Genomic DNA, 19,585 nt, shown 5'->3' with positions numbered 1-19,585 from the left:
CAATAATTTGTCATTCCTGTGCAGACAGGAATCGAAAAACATTTCAGTATTGCTGAAGTATAAAAATATATAGCGTAATGGAGACACACACGCAAACGATAGAAAAAGAATCAAAAGAAACCACCGGAATAATGACAGGAGCCGAAGCCGTAATCCATTGTCTACTTGCTGAAGGAGTAGATTTGATTTATGGATATCCGGGAGGCGCAATTATGCCGGTATACGATGAGTTATATAAGTTTCAGGATAAATTACATCACGTACTTACCAGGCACGAGCAGGGGGCAACCCATGCGGCTCAAGGATATGCAAGGGCAAGTGGTAAAGTCGGAGTGGCAATTGCAACTTCGGGACCTGGAGCAACAAATTTTGTTACTGGTATTGCAGATGCCCAAATCGATTCTACACCGCTGGTCTGTATAACGGGCCAAGTAGGTTCTCATTTATTAGGATCTGATGCTTTTCAGGAAACGGATATTATAGGAATCTCAACTCCCATTACGAAATGGAATCATCAGGTAACCAAAGCTGAAGATATTCCTTCTGTGTTAGCCAAAGCCTTTTATATTGCTCGATCTGGTCGTCCGGGGCCGGTTTTGATAGATATAACAAAAGATGCTCAGTTTGGTGAACTGGATTTCAAGTATTCAAAATGTAAAGGAGTAAGAAGCTATAAACCGGTTCCTGAAACAGATCCGAATACTCTAAAAGAAGCTGCCAAACTAATTAATGACGCCAAAAAACCAATGATTGTTTTTGGTCAAGGCGTAATTCTTGGAGAAGCTGAAACGGAATTAAAAAACTTTGTTGAAAAGACGGGTATTCCATCTGCCTGGACCATTCTGGGATTATCAGCGTTGCCAACTGCTCATGCACTGAATGTGGGTATGGTAGGAATGCACGGTAATTATGGTCCCAATAAACTTACAAATGAATGTGACCTTTTGTTAGCAATAGGGATGCGTTTTGATGATCGGGTAACCGGTAATCTGGAAACCTATGCTAAACAAGCCAAAATTATTCATTTCGAGATTGATCCCGCAGAAGTAAATAAAAATGTAAAGGCAGATGTTGCTGTAATGGGTAATGTAAAGAATACGCTTGCTCAAATACTTCCTATGGTACAATCCAATAGTCATAATGCTTGGTTACAGGAATTTAAGGATTTTGACGCTATAGAATACGATAAAGTAATCAAAGAAGAATTGCATCCTTCCAAAGAAGGACTTTCTATGGGGGAAGTACTTAGAGGTATTAACGAAGAGACTAAAGGTGATGCCATTATTGTTTCAGATGTTGGACAGCACCAAATGATAGCCTGTAGATATGCAGAATTTGTAAAATCCAAGAGTAATGTTACATCTGGTGGCTTAGGAACCATGGGATTTGCGTTACCCGCGGCCATTGGAGCCAAAATGGGTGCGCCAGAAAGGGAAGTTGTTGCGATTATAGGAGATGGCGGATATCAAATGACGATACAAGAATTGGGGACTATTTTCCAAACCAGAGTACCGGTGAAAATTGTAGTACTTAATAATGATTTTCTGGGTATGGTACGTCAGTGGCAACAATTATTTTTTGATAAGCGATACGCTTCTACAGAAATGGTGAATCCTGATTTTGTAACTATTGCAAAAGGGTATCATATAGAAGCTAAAAGAGTAACAAAGAGAGAAGAGCTGCAAACGGCAATTAATGAGATGATCGCTTCAAAAGAGCCTTACTTTTTAGAAGTATGTGTAGAAAAAGAGAATAATGTATTTCCGATGATTCCAACAGGAGCTTCAGTTTCGGATATTAGACTTGAGTAATTATGGAAAAAGAAAATTTTACAATATCGGTATATACCGAAAATAATATAGGATTGCTAAATAGAATTTCTGCGATCTTCCTGAAACGTCATATTAATCTGGATAGTATGACGGCTTCACAATCAGAAATCAAAGATGTTTTTCGATTTACTATAGCAGTAAAAGTTACAGAAGAACAGGTGAAGAAGATTGTTGGTCAGATCGAAAAGCAAATCGAAGTGATTAAAGCATTTTATCATAAAGAAGAAGATATTATTTATCAGGAAACCGCGTTGTTTAAAATCTCTTCAAAATTATTGTTTGAAGAACGACAGATTCAAAATGTGATAAAAAATAGCAACGCCAACATCGTCACAGTAACTCCAGAGTTTTTTGTACTAGAAAAAACGGGAAGAAGAAGAGAGGTAGATGCGTTGTATCGTAAACTTGAAGTGTATGGCTTGATGCAATTTACCAGATCAGGACGAATTGCGGTAACCAAAGAGAAAATGCATATCTCATCCTTGTTAGAAGAGTTTGTAGAAGAAGAAACCGTGTAAGGGATAGTAGTGACATCCTTTTTAATTTGTCTCCCTGAGCGGAGTCGAAGGGTTTATGACAGATTGAAAAGATATAACGAAAAGCCCGGTCCGCCTGAGGCGGATACACCCAAAGAAAATAAAACAACTAAAAATCAAAATTAAATAGATTTCCGTGTAGACGGAAGTAACCACAAATTAAGAAGGAAATGGCAAATTATTTTAATACGCTATCATTAAGAGATCAATTAACACAATTAGGAAAATGTAGGTTTATGGACTCGTCTGAATTTGCAGATGGAGTTGAAGCACTTAAGGGAAAGAAAATAGTAATCGTTGGTTGTGGAGCGCAAGGGCTGAACCAAGGGTTAAATATGAGAGATTCCGGATTGGATATTTCATATACGCTTCGTGAGGCAGCAATTAAAGAAAAAAGACAATCCTATAAGAATGCGACGGAGAATGGATTTGTTGTTGGAACCTACGAAGAATTAGTGCCTAATGCGGACGTGGTGATCAATCTTACGCCGGATAAACAACATACACAAGTAGTAAATACGGTAATGCCACTGATGAAAAAAGGAGCTACGCTTTCTTATTCCCACGGATTTAATATAGTAGAAGAAGGAATGCAGGTGAGAGATGATCTCACCGTGATAATGGTAGCACCAAAATGCCCCGGTTCTGAGGTTAGAGAAGAGTACAAAAGAGGTTTTGGAGTACCCACATTGATTGCCGTGCATCCGGAGAATGATCCTCAAGGACACGGATTAGCACAGGCTAAAGCATATGCAGTTGGAACCGGTGGAGATAGAGCAGGAGTATTAGAGTCGTCTTTTGTTGCAGAGGTGAAATCAGATCTCATGGGTGAGCAAACCATTCTTTGTGGACTTTTACAGACAGGTTCTATCCTTTGTTTTGATAAGATGGTAGAGAAGGGGATTGATCCCGGATATGCTTCTAAGCTAATTCAATATGGATGGGAGACTATTACTGAAGGATTAAAGTATGGTGGAATTACTAATATGATGGATAGATTGTCAAACCCTTCTAAGATAAAGGCATTCGAACTTTCTGAAGAATTAAAAGATATTATGCGTCCGTTATTCCAGAAGCACATGGATGATATTATCGGTGGTCATTTTTCTAAAACAATGATGGAAGATTGGGCAAATGATGATAAAAACCTATTATCGTGGAGAGCAGCAACCGGAGAAACAGCATTTGAGAAAACTCCAGCGGGAGATGTGGAGATTTCTGAACAAGAATTTTATGATAACGGAGTACTAATGGTTGCTATGGTAAGAGCAGGAGTAGAGCTTGCTTTTGAAGCAATGACTTCGTCTGGTATTATCGAAGAATCGGCATACTACGAGTCTCTGCACGAAACTCCGCTGATAGCCAATACGATTGCACGTAAGAAGTTATTCGAAATGAACAGAGTAATTTCTGATACTGCAGAGTATGGATGTTATTTATTTGATCATGCGTGTAAACCTTTGTTAGGCGATTTTATGAAAAAGATCGATACTGATGTGATCGGTAAAGCTTATGATGCAGGTAAAAGCAATGGAGTTGATAATGCAAAGTTAATTGAAGTAAATGCAGCTTTGAGAAATCACCCGATTGAGATTGTAGGAGCAAGATTAAGAGCTTCTATGACAGCTATGAAGCCAATAGTGTAAAAAATCGTCGATTCGAGTACTTCGACCTGAGGAGAAGTGTATCGAGAATAAGATTTTGAATAGTTGAAGCTTTTCTCGATACAATTTTTCTTCATTTTATTACGAAAAATCACTCGAAATGACGCTTCAAATAATTTTATTTGTCTAGCTGGGTCTGTCGAAGTTTTTTGAGATGTGTATTGTGTAATCTTTGATGGACTCAGACTGGCAAGTGTTTTTCTAAAAAAAATATAGTAGGATTAGTGAATACAGAAGTAACCACATATTTTCCGGAATTAGAAGATATTCAGAAAGCGGCCTCCATAATTAAGGAGGTTTCTATGGTTACTCCCTTAATGAATAGCATTCGATATTCCAGAAAGTACGATGCTAATATTCTACTGAAGAGAGAAGATCTGCAGCGCGTTAGATCCTACAAAATTCGAGGTGCTTTTAATAAGATTAGTTCTTTGACCAAAGAACAATTGGTTAAAGGTGTAGTGTGTGCCAGTGCGGGGAACCATGCACAAGGCGTAGCTTTTGCTTGTCACCATCTCGGTATAGAGGGTACTATTTATATGCCATCGGTTACACCAAAACAAAAGATAGAACAAACTCAGATGTTTGGAGGAGAACACGTGAAAATTGTGTTAGAAGGAGATACTTTTGATGATGCCTCTAAAGCAGCAAGAAAAGCCTGTGTTACAGAAGGGAAGACGTTTGTACATCCTTTTGATGATCCCAAAACGATTGAAGGTCAAGGAACGATAGGGTTAGAAATTTTTAAGCAAGTAGACCATCCAATCGACTATATTTTTGTTGCCGTTGGAGGAGGAGGCTTGGCTTCTGGTCTGTGTGGAGCTATGAAAGCATTATCACCCAAAACTAAAATTATAGGAATTGAGCCCGAAGGTGCACCTTCCATGCTAACTTCAATTCAGCAAAATAAGAATACAGAGATTTTTGATATCGATAAGTTTATTGATGGAGCAGCAGTGCAAAAAGTAGGAGACTTAAATTTTGACATTTGTAAAACGTATTTGTCTGATATGATTACAGTACCCGAAGGTTTGGTGTGTCAGACTATTTTAGATTTGTATAATAGAGATGCTATTGTGGTAGAACCTGCAGGAGCATTGACGTTGGCAGCGTTAGAGTATTACAAAGATAAAATAAAAGGGAAAAATGTGGTCTGTATCGTTAGTGGAAGCAATAATGATATTACGAGAACTGCAGAAATTAAAGAACGGGCGTTACTCTATGCAGATTTGAAACACTATTTTATTGTTCGTTTTCCTCAAAGAGCTGGCGCTCTAAAACAATTTGTTGGCGAAATTTTAGGACCTAATGATGATATTACTCATTTCGAGTACTCTAAAAAATCAAGCAGAGAAAATGGTCCTGCAGTAGTGGGGATAGAACTCAAAGATAAAGATGATCTCCAGCCCTTAATCTCCAGAATGAAAGAACATAACTTCTATGGAGATTATCTTAATGATAAACCGGATTTATTTCAGTTTTTGGTGTAAACTTTTATAACTCGATCTAAGGATAAGGTTTAAAAAAAGCCGTCAAATCTACCTTCGCTGTGCTTCGGCAGACAGGTTGAGTGATTTTTTATAATGACCTCTCGACAAAGCCTGTCTTGAGCCTGTCGAAAGGCTCGAGATGACAGTAGAAAAATTGTACTTCAGCAAACTCAGCAGAACTATCGAAATTAGGCTTTTGATTGAAAATTCACTTGCCTGCCTGTATCCTATGACTTACACAACTAAAATATCGTAAATTTTCTTACATAGAAGCTCGCGTTTATAGAGATGACCCTTTGACGCAGTTGAAGGGTGATTTTAGATAAAACAACTTTTTAATGTATTGATAATTACTGCTCTAAAAGTCCATCAGCAATCCAATCTTCCACGATATCAATCGTGGCTTGTGGGAGTCTTCCTGATTCGGGCATTACGTTAAAAGCATTATTTGTAGCGATTCTATTAAATAAACCTCGATTATTAACAGCATCCACAACCTGATCATAAGTTAATAACATCATAATAGCACCTTGATCCAAAGGATCTCCATGGCACTCAATGCAGTTAGCATCAATGATAGTTTTTACGTGACCAATGTAAGTAGAGGTTTGTCCTGGAATCGGATCCGGGTCAACGACAACTTCAGGTTCTGTAGTGCCATCATCACTGCTACCACAGCTTACTAAAATCATTGTAAATAAAAATAATAACAGTCTAATTGGGGTTTTCATAGCTCTTTTGTTTTTTTCAATATAATAAATATTCATCAGAATTAACCAGATGCCTATTTCAGAAGGATAACGGAAATATTGTAGATAAATTATAAGTCTACTTTCACGTTATACTCTTTTAATAGTTCAAGATGATCTTCTAGCTTAAATTCTGATGCTTTAAAGCGATCCCTTCTGGCTTTAGCATCATCTTTGCGTATGATACTTCGTACAAAGCGACGCACGGCCGTTTCATTCTCTAAAACAAGTCCTGGAACGGCCACACTTTTTCCTTGATCATTTTTCGCAACCATCGTAAAATAGCTGGAATTACAATGCTTAACTTTTCCGGTCATAATATTTTCTGATTCTACCCGCACACCAACCACCATAGAGGTTGTTCCTACATTATTGATTGATGCTTTCATAGTGACAAGTTCACCAACTTCAATCGGTTTCAGAAAATCAACTTTGTCCACACTAGCAGTAACACAATAGGCTTCAGAATGTTTAGACCCACAAGCAAACGCAATTTGATCCATAAGCGATAAAATATATCCCCCGTGAATTTTTCCACTAAAATTAGAATGAGAGGGAAGCATTAATTCTGAAATTACTACTCTTGATTCTCTGGCTGTTTTATATTTTTTCATGTTTTAGTGTCTTAGATTATTTTCTAAAATGTGGTGATTCTTCTTTTTCAACATCAATAACAAAGTATTTGGTGTCTCCTAACCAAGAGATCGCAGCAAAACGTTCTTTATACTTCAATTTTACATACCTACCTTGAAACTCTTCAAGTTTTTTAATAACTTCTTTATTTTTGTCTTCCACAGAAAAGCTAAATATCTGAGCTCCGGAAATCCCCTGGCTGATTTCTCCTTCCCACGTTTTAAATACAACGCCTTTATTACTAAACTTAATCAGTTCTCCGCTTCTCACACCTTCGCTATAAGAAGCAAAATATACGGTGGCATACCAGATCGCAAAAAGTAAAGTGATTACTAAGATGATAATGGCTAATACTTTTTTCATAAATGATTTTTAGTTGAAATTTTAGAAAGCTTCATATACTTTGGTTACAAACTCGTCAATTTGGCTGGGCTCTAACCATCTGGTAACGATCACTAGGTTTTGTTTTTGATCAATAACGATAAAATTACCACCAAAACCTGCCGCATAGAACAGGTGTTCCGGTAAGCCTTCCCAGTGACGGCTTCCTTTTTGATTTAGCCACCACATAAACCCATAATTTGCGTTGGCTTTAGAGGGTTTGGTAGCTTCTGTAATCCAGTTTTCTGAAATCAATTGCTGATTTTTCCATTTCCCATTATTCATAAATAATAATCCAAAACGTGCGTGATCTATGGTGTTTATGAAAAGTCCACCACCAGAATGTCCACCTCCGCTTACAGATTGCATTTGGATGCCATCGATATTTACCCAGGAATTGTCATATCCATACCATCTCCAAGTTGTTGAGGAGCCAATAGGATCCATAATTTTTTCTTTTAATATGTGTGGTAATGGTTTTCTCCAAATATTTAGAAGAGAATACGACAAAACGTTTACTCGAACATCATTATACTCAAAAACGGTTCCTGGTTCGTTTAGTTTCCTGAATTTCCAATCATCAATACCTCCATCTTTTGGTGGACGATCTGCCCAATCATATCCACCCCATAATTGCCCGGACCAATCAGACGATTGCGTCAATAAATGTCTCCAACTTATTTTTTTGTTGTGATTACCATCATAGGTGTGATCCCAGATATATTTATAAGCAAAATCATCTACAGAACTAATTAAGTTTTGATCAATAGCCAATCCTGCCATGGTAGATAAATAACTTTTGGTAACACTAAAGGTCATATCCACTCGATCGATATCACCCCATTTTGCTATGATGTATCCATCTTTTAGAATCAAACCGGCAGGAGCACCTCTTTTTTTGGTTGGTCCTAAAATTTGATGATAAGGTTCTCTCTCGAAGCCTTTAAGAATTGCTTGTCGCAGATCTTTGGATCCCGAATATTCGTTAGCTTTTGCGTATTGAATTGCATCGCTAAGTTTTGTAGTGTTTATATTGAATTCTGAAGGATTTTTTTCTTCCCAGTTTCCACGTTCAGGGAAATAGGTTTGTTGGGCAAAACCTATACTAACAAAAAGTCCTAGTACATAAAATAAAATGAAGGTGTGGATACTTTTCATTTAGCCAATGTGTTTGTCTTTATAACTTTTTTCATCAAAAGAAATACTCCTACGGCAAAAGCCGAAGCTCCCAGAAAAGAAAGGATATTAACTGCACCAGATATATAGGAATACATTTCACCCTGCCATTTTTCATAAAAAGCGAGCTGAATAAATAGCACTCTACCCACGATTATTGAAAGAAAAATAATAACATTGCCTACTAAAATTAGAATACCATCTGTTTGAGATCCCATTTTTACTAAATAATATATACTGATTACAATAAAGAATATCGTCGGAATTGCATATGCTAATGCCAATAATAATTGAACGATTATTTGCGGTGTGTTTGGTTCCATAGTCTTTTATTAAGTTTCATCATCATCAGAAGCACGTTTTATAATCGCTTCGGGAAGTGATTTTTTAGCTTTGGCTCCCATTTTTTTAAGTTTTTCTACGCTGGTAATTAGATTCCCGCGTCCTACAACTAATTTATTCATTGCAGCAGAGTAATCTTTTTTAGCATCATCGATCTTTTTACCAACTCCGGTAAGGTCTTTTACCAACCCTTCGAACTTATCATATAACGCTCCTGCTTGTCTCGCAATTTCTATGGCATTTCGCTGTTGCTTTTCATTGTTCCACATCGTATCGATGGTACGCAAGGTTGCTAACAATGTAGATGGTGTTACAATCACGATGTTTTTCTCAAAAGCCTGATTGTATAATTTATTATCTTCATTAATAGCAATGGCAAATGCCGGTTCTATAGGTACAAAAAGTAATACGAAATCGGGAGATTCGATGTCGTATAAATCCTGATAATTTTTTTCAGAGAGTTGATCGATATGACGTTTTAGAGAGGTGATATGTTCTTTAAGGTATGTAGTTCTGAGATGATCATCATCTTCGTTTACATAACGTTCATACGCTGTTAGTGTAACCTTTGAGTCAATAACCATTTTTTTACTGTCCGGTAGATGGATTACAACATCGGGTAAAACTCGTTGACCATCTGCAGTGGTAAAGCTTTGTTGTACAAAATACTCTCGATCTTTCTCCAATCCGGATTTTTCTAACACGCGTTCCAGGACCAATTCACCCCAATTTCCTTGCATTTTACTATCACCTTTTAGGGCTTTGGTAAGGTTGGTGGCTTCTTTGCTCATCTGTTCATTGAGATCTTTGAGCCCTAAAATCTGTTGACGTAAAGCCGCATGATAATCGATACTTTCTTTATGCGTTTGTTCTACTTTTTTCTCGAAGGTATTGATCTTTTCCTGTAATGGATTCAGGATGTTTTTTATGTTCTCTTTGTTTTGTTCGGTAAACTTATTGGATTTTTCATCCAAAATTTTATTGGCTAGATTTTCGAATTCTTTGGTGAATTTTTCCTGAAGTTTTTCTACTTCGTCTTTTTGTTCCTGATTTTTGAGTTGTAGGTTTTCAAACTCAGCATTTCTTCGTGTAAGTTCGGTATTCAGGAAATCTTTTTCTCTACGGATTTCTTCTCGTTCTTTAGAAATATCAGAAAGTTGTTTTTCTAAAGATTGCTTATATGCTTCTTGTTGTTGTTTGGTGAACTCCAGTTGTTGATCTGCTGCTTTTTTGGCTTCATCAAACTGCAATTGTAATTGATTAGCACGTTCATAAAGCGTACTCTGATCACTTTTATTTTTAAGCGAAGCTACGTATTTACCTATAAAGAAGCCGATGATTATTGCGACAAACGCAACAATAAGCAAAATGTATTCTGACATGTAATTTTTTGTTTACTCGATAATCGAGATTTTAATTTTTAGAGGTTTGCCCCGAGATCAAAAAAGGTTCCTTTGACTACTCAGGTACTTGTCTCAAGGGTTATTGTTTCAAAGATAAAGATTTAGCCAGTATTAGTCGAGAAGATATATGGGTAAATAATCAAATTATAATTGTTCTTCTAAATCTTTTAAGGTCTTTAGAAGGTTTACAATATGTCGTTCAGAATGATTACGCATAATAAATTCAAAATACCAAATAGCATCAACCTCGCTGGTATTTTGGAACCGCCATTGGACTTCCATCAAGTCTTTGATAATATCAGATAAGTCATCATTAGCATCACCGAGTCCGTTATCTGGTTTTTCCAGATCAAATGGATCAGAGACATTTTGGTAAAAACCTAGTTCGGGAAAATTGGAACGGATGGTATTCGAGATTTTTTCAAAATTAAATTCTGGAGCCTCGGGATATTCTTCTTCATCATCTGGCACGTTTCCTTCTAAGGCCAGATATTCCTGATATAAGGAAACTAACGATTTTTTTAAAAAGAGTTCTTTGTTTTCTATGCCAATTTTAGGAACTGTGCCCCATTGTATTAGTTGGTCTGCTATGTGCTGGAGATTGCTCAAGAGTAGGTTGTTTTACACAAATCTAGTTAAGAATTTTTAAAATGAGGTATAAATCTTAATCCTATTTGTTCTACAATACTTATTAGAATTGTTTTCTGAAGAAGTTTTCTATACCTCTAAAGAGTCTTGTGTTACTGTTTAACTCTATAGGTGATTCTTCTATTAGTAATTACTTTACACGATCTAAGCGACAGTATAATTTCTGTCCTTGTAGTACTAACGCAGCCCGTTGTGGTATTTCTGGCTTCTGCAAAATAACTAGCGCCAGCAGTAGGAGTGTAGCTGGTATTACCACTTAATAATAAAGTACCTCCAATAGCGGCATCGTACCAATCTACAGTTTCTCCTGCACTTACTGTTGCGGTTAGTGTAGGTATGGTTCCGCCCGTGCAACCATTTTGGTTACCTCCGCTTATTGGAGCATTGGGCGAGGCGTTAACTATAACATCAACAGAGTTAGTGTTGGTAGTTCCATTACCATCACCATCAGTAATGGTTACTGTATATGTATAGGTTCCTGCAGTTGTGATACTACTTTCTGTTGGATTTTCTGCTGTAGAACTAAAAGAGTAACCGCCAGGTCCTGTAGCTGACCAACTAAATGTTCCACCAGCACTACCAGATCCACCAGGATTAGCAGAAAGATTTAACGTTTGTCCAATACAGATAGGACCGTTAGAGGTTGGAGCTACACTCAGGGTTCCACCTCCTGTATTAATATCATCAAAATCATAATCAACACCGCCTCCTCCGCCATTACAAGAAGCATATACTGTACCACCGATAGTGATTGTTTTGGTAGCATTACAAGGACTATCTTCTACTAAATTACCGCCATCAATTACTATAGATGCATTTGCCGGTAATGCTAAGTCTGTATTATTACTTGTCCATTCCGCTTCACCTCCTGTTGTTAACGTAATTAAAGGAGTGTCTAAAGAAGAATCTGAACTTACAAATAAAATACCCGGTCCAATGGTTAGCGAGTTAAAGCTGTTTGGGATCGTAGAGTTTATAGTTACCTCAGAGTTGCCTTCTATAGATACATCATTGGTACCAGCGACCTGACCTGGATACGTGGTAGCTGCCACCCAAGCTGTTCCGTTAAAAACCTCCCAGATCGATACGGTTGTCCAATTTCCATCATTTCCATTGGTCCGGTAATCATTTACTGATTGAGCGTAGCAAGTACCGGCAATTAAGAAGAATAGAAAAAAATTAAGTATTTTTTTTACCATAGATGATGTTTAATGCCTTTAATACTATAACAATTAAATCACTAAAATTCCTTTTTTATAGTTGCTAAAAGTGTCGTTTGTTTATCTATTTCTAGTATTTACGAAAAATTTTATGTTTTGGTTTTGTAATAAACAAAAAAACAACAGGACTATTTTATGTCATATTTGTTTTCCTGTTTACAAGAGAAAATTCCCTTGGTCAATTTAGTTAGAAGTTTTTGATCGTTAAAATGGTTTATCGACATATTTTTTACGGTAAAACCTTTTTTAAAATTGATTTATAAGCGTAATGCTAATATTTTGAATTTTATTTACAAAGGAATAGTGCAATGCGTCAATCAAAAGGAGAATATTTTCTTGTGTTGAAATGATAAAAAGAAATGGACTACAAATCTAAGGTTGAAGTTTACAAAGCTTTTGATAATGCTTTTGTAGATAATCAATGTCTTACTTTATAACTTCCGGTTTTAGGATCAAATAAAATAAGGTCTTCGGGAAAGAGTGATGAAAAAGCACGACATTGAATTAATTCTTTAGGACGACCAAATTCAAAGCCTTCTGTGTTCATTACAATCATTTTATCACATAACTGTATTGCAAAGTCAATCTCGTGTGTAGAGAATAGAATTGTTTTTTGAGTTTCGAAAGCTAAACGTTTTAATAGCTTTAGAATATATGCTTTATGATATACATCTAGATGTGTCGTAGGTTCATCTAACATAATAAAAGGAGTATCCTGAGCAATTGCACGAGCGATAAGCACTTTTTGTAACTGGCCGTCACTTAATTCGAAACATCTCCTGTCTACCAATTCTGAAATATGGGTAACTTCTATAGCTTTTCGTACTTTTTCAATATCTTCTTCCAATAGTTTACCGACCCAATTGGTGTACGGTTGTCTTCCTAGAGCTACCAGTTCTTGTACTGTTAAGTTCTTAGAGGCAATTTGTTCGGTAAGTACAATGCTTAACTGAGAAGCTAATTCAGAAGTTTTATAGGTTTTAATTTCTTTATCGGATAAAAAGATATCTCCGCGAAGAGCCGGTTGTACTTTGGATAAAGTGCGAAGCAAGGTAGATTTACCAATACCATTAGCGCCGACTAATCCAACAAGTTCGCCTTCGTATAATTTTAGATTGATATCAGCCGCTACCACCTCCAATTTATTTTTATGGCGGTAACCGATCGATAGATCTTCTGTTCTAAGGACGATATTTTGATTTTCAGTTTCTAATGACTCTATTTCCATAATAACTTAGTATTGAGTAATGAGTACAAAGTATTAAGTTTCAAATATTGGAAACTCCTATTTTTTATTTCCTTATAGTTGCTTTCTGCTTTCCTGTTCACTTTCATCATAAGACTTCAACATCACACTTAATATTTCATACCTATTTCATATTAATTAATACTTAATACTAACTACTCAGTACTGAATTAAAACAACATTTTTCGTTTCCTGACCAATAACCAGATTACAACCGGAGCCCCAATCAATGATGTAATGGCATTGATAGGCAATGTATACTCTGTCCCGGGTAATTGCGAAATGGTATCACAAACTAACATAATAATACTCCCAAATAATATAACCGCCGGAATTAATGTTTTATGATCTGATGTATGAAATAATTGTCTAGTTAAATGTGGTACTGCTAATCCGATAAATGCAATAGGCCCTGCAAAAGCAGTAATACTTCCTGCTAATAATCCCGTAGCGATGATGATCAAAAAACGACTTTTTTTGATATTTAATCCTAAGCTACGAGCATAATTTTCTCCAAGCAATAAGGTGTTTAAAGGTTTTATAGCAAATACAGCTAGTATCATTCCTACTAAAGCGATGACAGAAAAAATGCATACATCTATCCAGGATAAATTTCCCAGACTACCAAATCCCCAAAAAATATAGCGTTGCAATTGTTCTGCAGGAGCAAAGTAGGACAGTACGCTTACGATGGCGGCAGTAATACTACCAAACATTAATCCAATAATCAGAATTGCCATGGTATCTCGTACTCTGATCGATACCAACATGACCATAAAAAGCACTAAAACACTCCCGATGCTGGCAGCAATCACAAGTCCCCAATTGGATACTAATAACAATGCTGTAGAACCACCAATCAAAGCGCTTCCTAAAATTAATATAGCTACACCAAGACTTGCACCAGAACTAATTCCTAAAACAAAAGGTCCTGCCAACGGGTTTCTGAATAAAGTTTGCATCAGTAACCCGGATACTCCTAAACCACTTCCTACAATAATTGCTGTGATGGCCTTAGGTAGTCGATAATCTATGATAATATGTCTCCAGGATTCTTTTTCAACATTGGCACCAACGAGACTTTTTATGGTGTCAAACCACGGAATAAGTACAGAGCCAAGACTGATGTTCGTGACAAAGCATAGTAATAATACTATGATAATGACAATGAATACACTTTTATATGATTTGTTTGGGGTCAACTAGTTCAGTTTTTCGAAAAAATAAGGTTTGTAATCTCTTAATAGTTCAGGGTGTGCTATTTGGATGATATCTTTAAGAATCAAATCCGGACGCATAGGACCTAATTCGTAGTATACCAATCCACCTTTTGCACCAGTTTTTAATGTTGAAGAATATACGGTTTTATTTTTAAACGCCTCAAAAAATGTATATCGGTTGTTCTTTTCCTTTAATTCTTCTAAAGATTTAGAGGAACCAGAACCGATCCATAATTTAGCATTTTGAGCTTTTTCTAATACAGTTTCGAAACTTAAAGCAATACTACCTGTTTTTTTTGTGTCCGCCCAGAGATATTCTGTATTAGCATCCTTTAAGATTCTTGCAACAAAACTTTCTCCTCCGGGAACATGCCAAATATCCTTAAACATTCCACCTGCTAATACCGTGGGTCTTTGAGATGCGCTCTTTGCTAATAAAGCAGCTTTTGTATAATCTTCTTTTATTTTTTCAAAAATTGTAGAAGCTTCTTGCTCTTTATTAAAGAATGCAGCTACAAATTTAATCCATTCTGCTCTGCCCAGAGGATGCTGTTCCATCCAGGATCCATTCATTACAACAGGGATACCCGTTTTTTCGATTAAATCATAAGCCCTGGTGTCTCCTGTAGCCGAAAACCCAAAAATTAATTCTGGAGAAAGTTCTAAGACCAATTCGGTGTTCATAGAGCGCTCGCTCCCTAAATCTTTAACCAACCCATTATCTACTAAAGATCTGGTTTTTTCTGAAGAAATATAGTCTGTATTCGGAAAACCTACTAGCTTTTTCTCAAGTTGTAAATACTCTAATATAGGGATTTCGGTTGTAGAAGTAAGTACTGTTTTGTCTATAGGTATTTGTATAAACCGAGTATTCGCATTTGTTGTCAGGTTTGGTCTTTTAGAACCTTTGGGATATAAAATATAAGTAAAAATGTTTTTTGCATCAGGCCAAGGAGCATTTACATTTATTTTCTTATAGCCTTTATGATTTTGAATTGAAAATCCAGTGGCAAACTCAATTTTTTGATCTACTAGTATAGGTGTTTTAATAGTTTCTGTTACTTGTTTATTTTTTTTACAAGAAATAAATCCTAAAGAAAACAGTAGGTAGAGGATAATAATGCTACGCATATTATTTTTTTTGTAAAAGTAATAAATCAATTGTTTAGACATTCTTTTCTTACTTAGATATTCATAACTAATAACTACCCGAATTATTATTTCCTAAAACATAACTTAAATTCTATAAAATATAATACATTCGCGCAGAATTTTGGTTCCAAAACACTTTCATAGTGTTTAGGATTAAAAGGGAATCAGGTGCATAAATTATGAATTCATAATTCGGAATTTAGAATTAATAAATCCTGAGCTGTTCCCGCAACTGTAAGCTGAGCCGAATTGGAACTGATAGATTATTATCAGTAACGTAGTAGGTGCTTGTTGTTAATTCTTTAAAACCACTGTCTCGATAGGATCGGGGTGGGAAGGTAAACAACAAGACGCAAGCCAGGAGACCTGCCTAGATTCGTGATAGTAAACTTTCGGGATAGAAGTTTAGGTATGGGTAAACTACATACTTTTTTCCGGTAATTGTAAAATTAAGTCATTTAGGAAATGAACAAAAAAGTGTTTTTTGGGGCTGCACTATTGATGTTAGGAGCTCAGGTTGTTTCAGCGCAAGATTCGACAAAAGATGAAAAAGTAAACCAATTAGAAGAAGTGGTGCTTTCTGATTCTAAATTCAAATTAAAAAGAGAACAAAGTGGTAAGGTAATTACTAAAATTACTTCGGAAGAATTAGAACGTAGTCAAGGACAATCTGTGGCCACTGTTTTAAACAGAGTTGCCGGAGTATTTATCAATGGTAGTAACAATGCAGCCGGAGAACCATTAGGTGTCTATGTACGTGGAGGTCGTAATCGTCAGGTGGTGATTAGAATTGATGGGGTAACGGTAAGCGATCCATCATCATCTGCAGGTGATTTTGATCTTAGATTACTTTCGGTGAATCAAATAGAATCTATAGAGATTCTTAAAGGAGCTTCCAGTACGCTATATGGTTCGGGAGCAGCTACTGCGGTAATTAATATTACTACCAAATCTGAAAGTAAAGATATTATATCAGCACAATTTTCTTCTAGTATTGGTACAAACCAATCTCAGGAAGATCAGGATTATGATATCAATGAGTTTGTTAATTTGGCGTCGATCAATGGTACTGTTAATAAGGTAAGTTATCTGGCAAGTTTTAGTAATCAATTTACAGATGGATTATCTGCAGCAGAGGCAGAAGGAGCAGAAAGCGATGCGTATAATAAATTTAATGTATCTGCCAAATTAGGGTATCAATGGAACAAGAATTTTAAATTCCATTTTTTTGGAAACCTCGATCAATTTAAAACTGATTTTGACGGAGGAGCGGGATTTGATGCCGATAATCAATTTAAAAGCCGTCAATTAAGAGGAGGATCATTTTGGGAAGCAAAATACCCTAATGGGAGCTTTACTTTTATAGATAGTTATTCTTTGTTAGAAAGAGAGTTTATATCTGGTTTTCCATCCAGATATGAGAGTAAAGTGTATACATTTGATGCTTATAATAAATATAACATCAAGAACACTTTGTACACCGTTATTGGTGCCAATGGATCTTATAGTGATTTTAATTTGTTTAGTATTCCTTTTGGTAGTGATGATTTAGAACAAACGATTAATGATAATGAAGCAGATTTCGATATTATCGATCCGTATATAAATTTGGTCTATGTATCTAAATTTGGTTTGAATGTTAATGCGGGAGCAAGATTAAATATCCATAGCGCATATGGTAATCACTTCGTGTATAACATTAACCCATCGTTTACTTATACTTTTGGAGATAATTATTTGAAAGCATTAGCTTCTTATAGCACAGCGTATATTACCCCGTCATTATTTCAATTATATGATACTGCTTTTTTTAGTGGTAACCCAGATTTAGAGCCAGAAGAAAGTACTACTATAGAAGGTGGTGTAGAACTATCCCACGAAAAAAAAGCTACTATAAGCGTAGTGTATTTCAATAGAAAATCAGAAAACTTTATTACGTTTGATCCAAACACTTTTGTGAATTTCAATTCTCCAACGGATATTAAGGTTGATGGTGTGGAATTGGAGTTTAATGCAAAAATATTAGAGGATAAGTTGTCTTTGAGTGGTAATTATACGTATACAAATATATCGAGATTAGAAAATAATATTAGAATTCCGGAGCATACCATTCAGGCGAATATCGGGTATCAATTATCTGGTAAAACCTTTACATCTTTAAGCTATCAATTTAACGGAGAACGAACAGATACGAGTTTTGATCCTACAACATTTGCTCCAACACCGGTTCCTTTAAATAGCTACGGTGTTTTAGACTTTTACATAAGTCACCAACTCTTAAGCAATATGACCATTTTTGCAGCTATAAATAATATTACAAATGAAGAGTATCAGGAAATATTTGGATTTAGTACCAGAGGTAGAAATGCAAGGATAGGGTTTAATTTAAAATTTTAAACAAGAAGTAAAATAGTAACAAAAAGGTCCCAAAATCAATCGATTTTGGGACCTTTTTGTTTTATAAATAAATCTTTAGTTACTTCTCTTCAAGGTTCTTGTACATTCTTTCATAATCCGGATTAAACATATTGTCACCTCCAATTTCATCAAGAGCTAAAAAGTTTTTTTGTGAAGTAGATCGATTTCCTAAGATGTCATTGATAGCGGCATTGAGTAATGGCTCACTAGGATCTCCTAGTACTCCCAGATTGCTGTAATCTTCTCTTAAACTTATTTCAGGAGTAAATCCATTAAAGTAATCAGTAAACCCAACAGAATTAATGGTTTTTAGTACTAATGGCTGCATAGCATAGGTGTGACCTAAATTTAGATTTGTTCCTGATCTGAAAAAATTATCAGAATCGTACACGGTGATAGATGCCTGAAATTTTCCTGTGGTAACATCACCAACTTGTGTAACCGTTATATATGGATCTAATCCATTAATAATTAATTCACTTGCAGAAGCGGATCTGCCGGTAGTTATAATATATACTCTATTGAGATTTAAACTATTAATTGCCGCACCGCTTCTAATCTGATTGTCAAAACGGTTTGTGTCTCCAAACTGTTCTTGTCGATCAGAATTCCATTCTTCTGTTGTAAAAATTTCACCATTAAATTGTCCGGTTATCATACTGGCAAGATCCTTTGTTGTCTCAGTATCTCCACCACCGTTGTATCGCAAATCTAATATGATATCTGTAACACCATCAGATTTAAACTGACCAAAAGCATTATTGAGATCATTTTCAAAATTTGATCTAAATGCGTTATACATAATATACCCAACAGGATTTCCGCCTACGTCTAGTGTTTTGGTAACAAAAACAGGATTTTCTGTATACTGCATTTTAGTGAGTTCGACAGAAGCTCCGGTAGGAGTAATATCATTCCCATCAAAAGTAGCCAAACCAATCGTATAAGAATCAGGAGACAATAATTCACTTGTATTGTTCTCTGTAAGCTGAGTTCCATTTACGGTATTAAATATGTCTCCACGTTTTATTCCTTTTGCCTCTGCATCTGTTCCTGGCAGTACATAACGAACATATCCAAAAACCTGAGTTGGATCATTTGGATAGCGCACCAATCCAAATTTCATTCCATTACTCAAAGAGATACCATCAAATGCCTGTTCCAAAGCAATATAATCGCTTACAATCCAGCTAAATTCATCCTGACTTGCTACAAAATGATCAAAAAGTGATTCAGGGGAGTCAAATGAATTTAAAAAATCCGTGTATTCCTGATCCGAAGAAAAACGGTCATTAGCTAAATCAGGACTATCCTCTTTATAGAGATACCATACATTCATTCCTCTTCGGATAAAATCTTTGATCTCAAGCTCAGAAGATGGCCGAATTACATCATCATTATCATTAAAACAACCGGTGAGCATACTTCCGAAGAAAAGAAGCACGGTAAAATATTTTAAAAACTTCATAGACTTT

17 protein-coding genes and 1 riboswitch are annotated in these 19,585 nt (G+C 35.9%); of the genes, 5 read left to right on the top strand and 12 right to left on the bottom strand.

Translation table 11 applies throughout. The annotated features are described in order from the left end of the window. Nucleotides 1-77: 77 nt before the first annotated feature. The 4 genes from ilvB (at nucleotide 78) to ilvA (ending at nucleotide 5,522) form a co-directional block, all read left to right on the top strand. A complete protein-coding gene (gene ilvB, locus ACFSR1_RS23410; RefSeq protein ID WP_378295462.1) occupies nucleotides 78-1,811 on the top strand; it encodes a biosynthetic-type acetolactate synthase large subunit in 1,734 nt (577 codons plus the stop codon). Between the two features lie 2 nt (nucleotides 1,812-1,813). Beyond that, a complete protein-coding gene (gene ilvN / locus ACFSR1_RS23405) occupies nucleotides 1,814-2,350 on the top strand; it encodes an acetolactate synthase small subunit (RefSeq protein WP_378295461.1) in 537 nt (178 codons plus the stop codon). A 188-nt stretch (nucleotides 2,351-2,538) separates the two neighbouring features. After that, nucleotides 2,539-4,014 (top strand): ketol-acid reductoisomerase, encoded by a 1,476-nt coding sequence (gene ilvC / locus ACFSR1_RS23400; protein WP_378295460.1) that lies wholly within the window; start codon nucleotides 2,539-2,541, stop codon nucleotides 4,012-4,014. Nucleotides 4,015-4,256: 242 nt separating this feature from the next. After that, complete coding sequence (ilvA, locus tag ACFSR1_RS23395) at nucleotides 4,257-5,522, top strand: threonine ammonia-lyase (protein WP_378295459.1); 1,266 nt, start codon at nucleotides 4,257-4,259, stop codon at nucleotides 5,520-5,522. Between the two features lie 350 nt (nucleotides 5,523-5,872). Here ilvA and ACFSR1_RS23390 read toward each other — a convergent pair whose 3' ends face one another. The 11 genes from ACFSR1_RS23390 to ACFSR1_RS23340 all read right to left on the bottom strand — a co-directional run bounded on the left by ACFSR1_RS23390 (nucleotide 5,873) and on the right by ACFSR1_RS23340 (nucleotide 15,671). Further along, nucleotides 5,873-6,253, bottom strand: a complete 381-nt coding sequence (locus ACFSR1_RS23390) for a hypothetical protein (RefSeq protein WP_378295458.1) — start codon at nucleotides 6,251-6,253, stop codon at nucleotides 5,873-5,875. Nucleotides 6,254-6,342: 89 nt separating this feature from the next. After that, complete coding sequence (locus tag ACFSR1_RS23385; RefSeq protein WP_378295457.1) at nucleotides 6,343-6,885, bottom strand: acyl-CoA thioesterase; 543 nt, start codon at nucleotides 6,883-6,885, stop codon at nucleotides 6,343-6,345. Nucleotides 6,886-6,901: 16 nt separating this feature from the next. Beyond that, complete coding sequence (locus tag ACFSR1_RS23380; RefSeq protein ID WP_378295456.1) at nucleotides 6,902-7,267, bottom strand: 6-phosphogluconate dehydrogenase; 366 nt, start codon at nucleotides 7,265-7,267, stop codon at nucleotides 6,902-6,904. A 21-nt stretch (nucleotides 7,268-7,288) separates the two neighbouring features. Beyond that, nucleotides 7,289-8,443, bottom strand: a complete 1,155-nt coding sequence (locus ACFSR1_RS23375; RefSeq protein ID WP_378295455.1) for a serine hydrolase domain-containing protein — start codon at nucleotides 8,441-8,443, stop codon at nucleotides 7,289-7,291. Beyond that, nucleotides 8,440-8,784 (bottom strand): hypothetical protein, encoded by a 345-nt coding sequence (locus tag ACFSR1_RS23370; protein ID WP_378176187.1) that lies wholly within the window; start codon nucleotides 8,782-8,784, stop codon nucleotides 8,440-8,442. The genes ACFSR1_RS23375 and ACFSR1_RS23370 overlap by 4 nt, the downstream gene beginning before the upstream one ends. A 9-nt stretch (nucleotides 8,785-8,793) precedes the next feature. Continuing rightward, nucleotides 8,794-10,185 carry a DNA recombination protein RmuC gene (rmuC, locus tag ACFSR1_RS23365; RefSeq protein ID WP_378295454.1) on the bottom strand — a complete coding sequence of 464 codons (1,392 nt, stop codon included), beginning with the start codon at nucleotides 10,183-10,185 and terminating at the stop codon, nucleotides 8,794-8,796. A gap of 165 nt (nucleotides 10,186-10,350) precedes the next feature. Next, complete coding sequence (locus ACFSR1_RS23360; protein WP_378295453.1) at nucleotides 10,351-10,815, bottom strand: DUF5063 domain-containing protein; 465 nt, start codon at nucleotides 10,813-10,815, stop codon at nucleotides 10,351-10,353. A gap of 131 nt (nucleotides 10,816-10,946) precedes the next feature. Further along, a complete protein-coding gene (locus ACFSR1_RS23355) occupies nucleotides 10,947-12,053 on the bottom strand; it encodes an Ig-like domain-containing protein (protein ID WP_378295452.1) in 1,107 nt (368 codons plus the stop codon). Nucleotides 12,054-12,492: 439 nt separating this feature from the next. Then, on the bottom strand, nucleotides 12,493-13,302 hold the full coding sequence (locus tag ACFSR1_RS23350; protein ID WP_378176175.1) for an ABC transporter ATP-binding protein: 810 nt from the start codon (nucleotides 13,300-13,302) through the stop codon (nucleotides 12,493-12,495). A 188-nt stretch (nucleotides 13,303-13,490) separates the two neighbouring features. Beyond that, the gene (locus ACFSR1_RS23345; RefSeq protein ID WP_378295451.1) at nucleotides 13,491-14,522 is read right to left on the bottom strand and encodes a FecCD family ABC transporter permease; all 1,032 of its coding nucleotides are present in this window, start codon (nucleotides 14,520-14,522) and stop codon (nucleotides 13,491-13,493) included. Further along, nucleotides 14,523-15,671 carry an ABC transporter substrate-binding protein gene (locus ACFSR1_RS23340; RefSeq protein ID WP_378295450.1) on the bottom strand — a complete coding sequence of 383 codons (1,149 nt, stop codon included), beginning with the start codon at nucleotides 15,669-15,671 and terminating at the stop codon, nucleotides 14,523-14,525. Between the two features lie 126 nt (nucleotides 15,672-15,797). Continuing rightward, nucleotides 15,798-16,080, top strand: a riboswitch (cobalamin riboswitch). Nucleotides 16,081-16,157: 77 nt separating this feature from the next. On the opposite strand from ACFSR1_RS23340, the gene ACFSR1_RS23335 reads away from it, so the two are divergent. Beyond that, entirely contained in the window at nucleotides 16,158-18,089 is a 1,932-nt protein-coding gene (locus tag ACFSR1_RS23335; protein WP_378295449.1) for a TonB-dependent receptor plug domain-containing protein, read from the top strand. Nucleotides 18,090-18,168: 79 nt separating this feature from the next. On the opposite strand, the gene ACFSR1_RS23330 is transcribed toward ACFSR1_RS23335, so the two are convergent. After that, nucleotides 18,169-19,578, bottom strand: coding sequence for a S41 family peptidase (locus ACFSR1_RS23330; protein ID WP_378295448.1), 1,410 nt, complete (start codon nucleotides 19,576-19,578; stop codon nucleotides 18,169-18,171). Nucleotides 19,579-19,585: the final 7 nt, after the last annotated feature.

Origin of the sequence: Aquimarina rubra (assembly GCF_042684305.1) — a bacterium.
Classification (GTDB): Bacteria; Bacteroidota; Bacteroidia; order Flavobacteriales; family Flavobacteriaceae; genus Aquimarina; species Aquimarina rubra.
The sequence above is the reverse complement of the archived record's forward strand: the minus strand, read 5'-3'. Positions and strand labels throughout refer to the sequence as shown.

Coding starts and splice junctions, on each gene's coding strand:
- ilvB (WP_378295462.1), top strand. CDS start 78: ATGGAGACACACACGCAAACGATAGAAAAAGAATCAAAAGAAACCACC.
- ilvN (WP_378295461.1), top strand. CDS start 1,814: ATGGAAAAAGAAAATTTTACAATATCGGTATATACCGAAAATAATATA.
- ilvC (WP_378295460.1), top strand. CDS start 2,539: ATGGCAAATTATTTTAATACGCTATCATTAAGAGATCAATTAACACAA.
- ACFSR1_RS23390 (WP_378295458.1), bottom strand. CDS start 6,253: ATGAAAACCCCAATTAGACTGTTATTATTTTTATTTACAATGATTTTA.
- ACFSR1_RS23385 (WP_378295457.1), bottom strand. CDS start 6,885: ATGAAAAAATATAAAACAGCCAGAGAATCAAGAGTAGTAATTTCAGAA.
- ACFSR1_RS23380 (WP_378295456.1), bottom strand. CDS start 7,267: ATGAAAAAAGTATTAGCCATTATCATCTTAGTAATCACTTTACTTTTT.
- ACFSR1_RS23375 (WP_378295455.1), bottom strand. CDS start 8,443: ATGAAAAGTATCCACACCTTCATTTTATTTTATGTACTAGGACTTTTT.
- ACFSR1_RS23370 (WP_378176187.1), bottom strand. CDS start 8,784: ATGGAACCAAACACACCGCAAATAATCGTTCAATTATTATTGGCATTA.
- rmuC (WP_378295454.1), bottom strand. CDS start 10,185: ATGTCAGAATACATTTTGCTTATTGTTGCGTTTGTCGCAATAATCATC.
- ACFSR1_RS23355 (WP_378295452.1), bottom strand. CDS start 12,053: ATGGTAAAAAAAATACTTAATTTTTTTCTATTCTTCTTAATTGCCGGT.
- ACFSR1_RS23350 (WP_378176175.1), bottom strand. CDS start 13,302: ATGGAAATAGAGTCATTAGAAACTGAAAATCAAAATATCGTCCTTAGA.
- ACFSR1_RS23340 (WP_378295450.1), bottom strand. CDS start 15,671: ATGCGTAGCATTATTATCCTCTACCTACTGTTTTCTTTAGGATTTATT.
- ACFSR1_RS23335 (WP_378295449.1), top strand. CDS start 16,158: ATGAACAAAAAAGTGTTTTTTGGGGCTGCACTATTGATGTTAGGAGCT.
- ACFSR1_RS23330 (WP_378295448.1), bottom strand. CDS start 19,578: ATGAAGTTTTTAAAATATTTTACCGTGCTTCTTTTCTTCGGAAGTATG.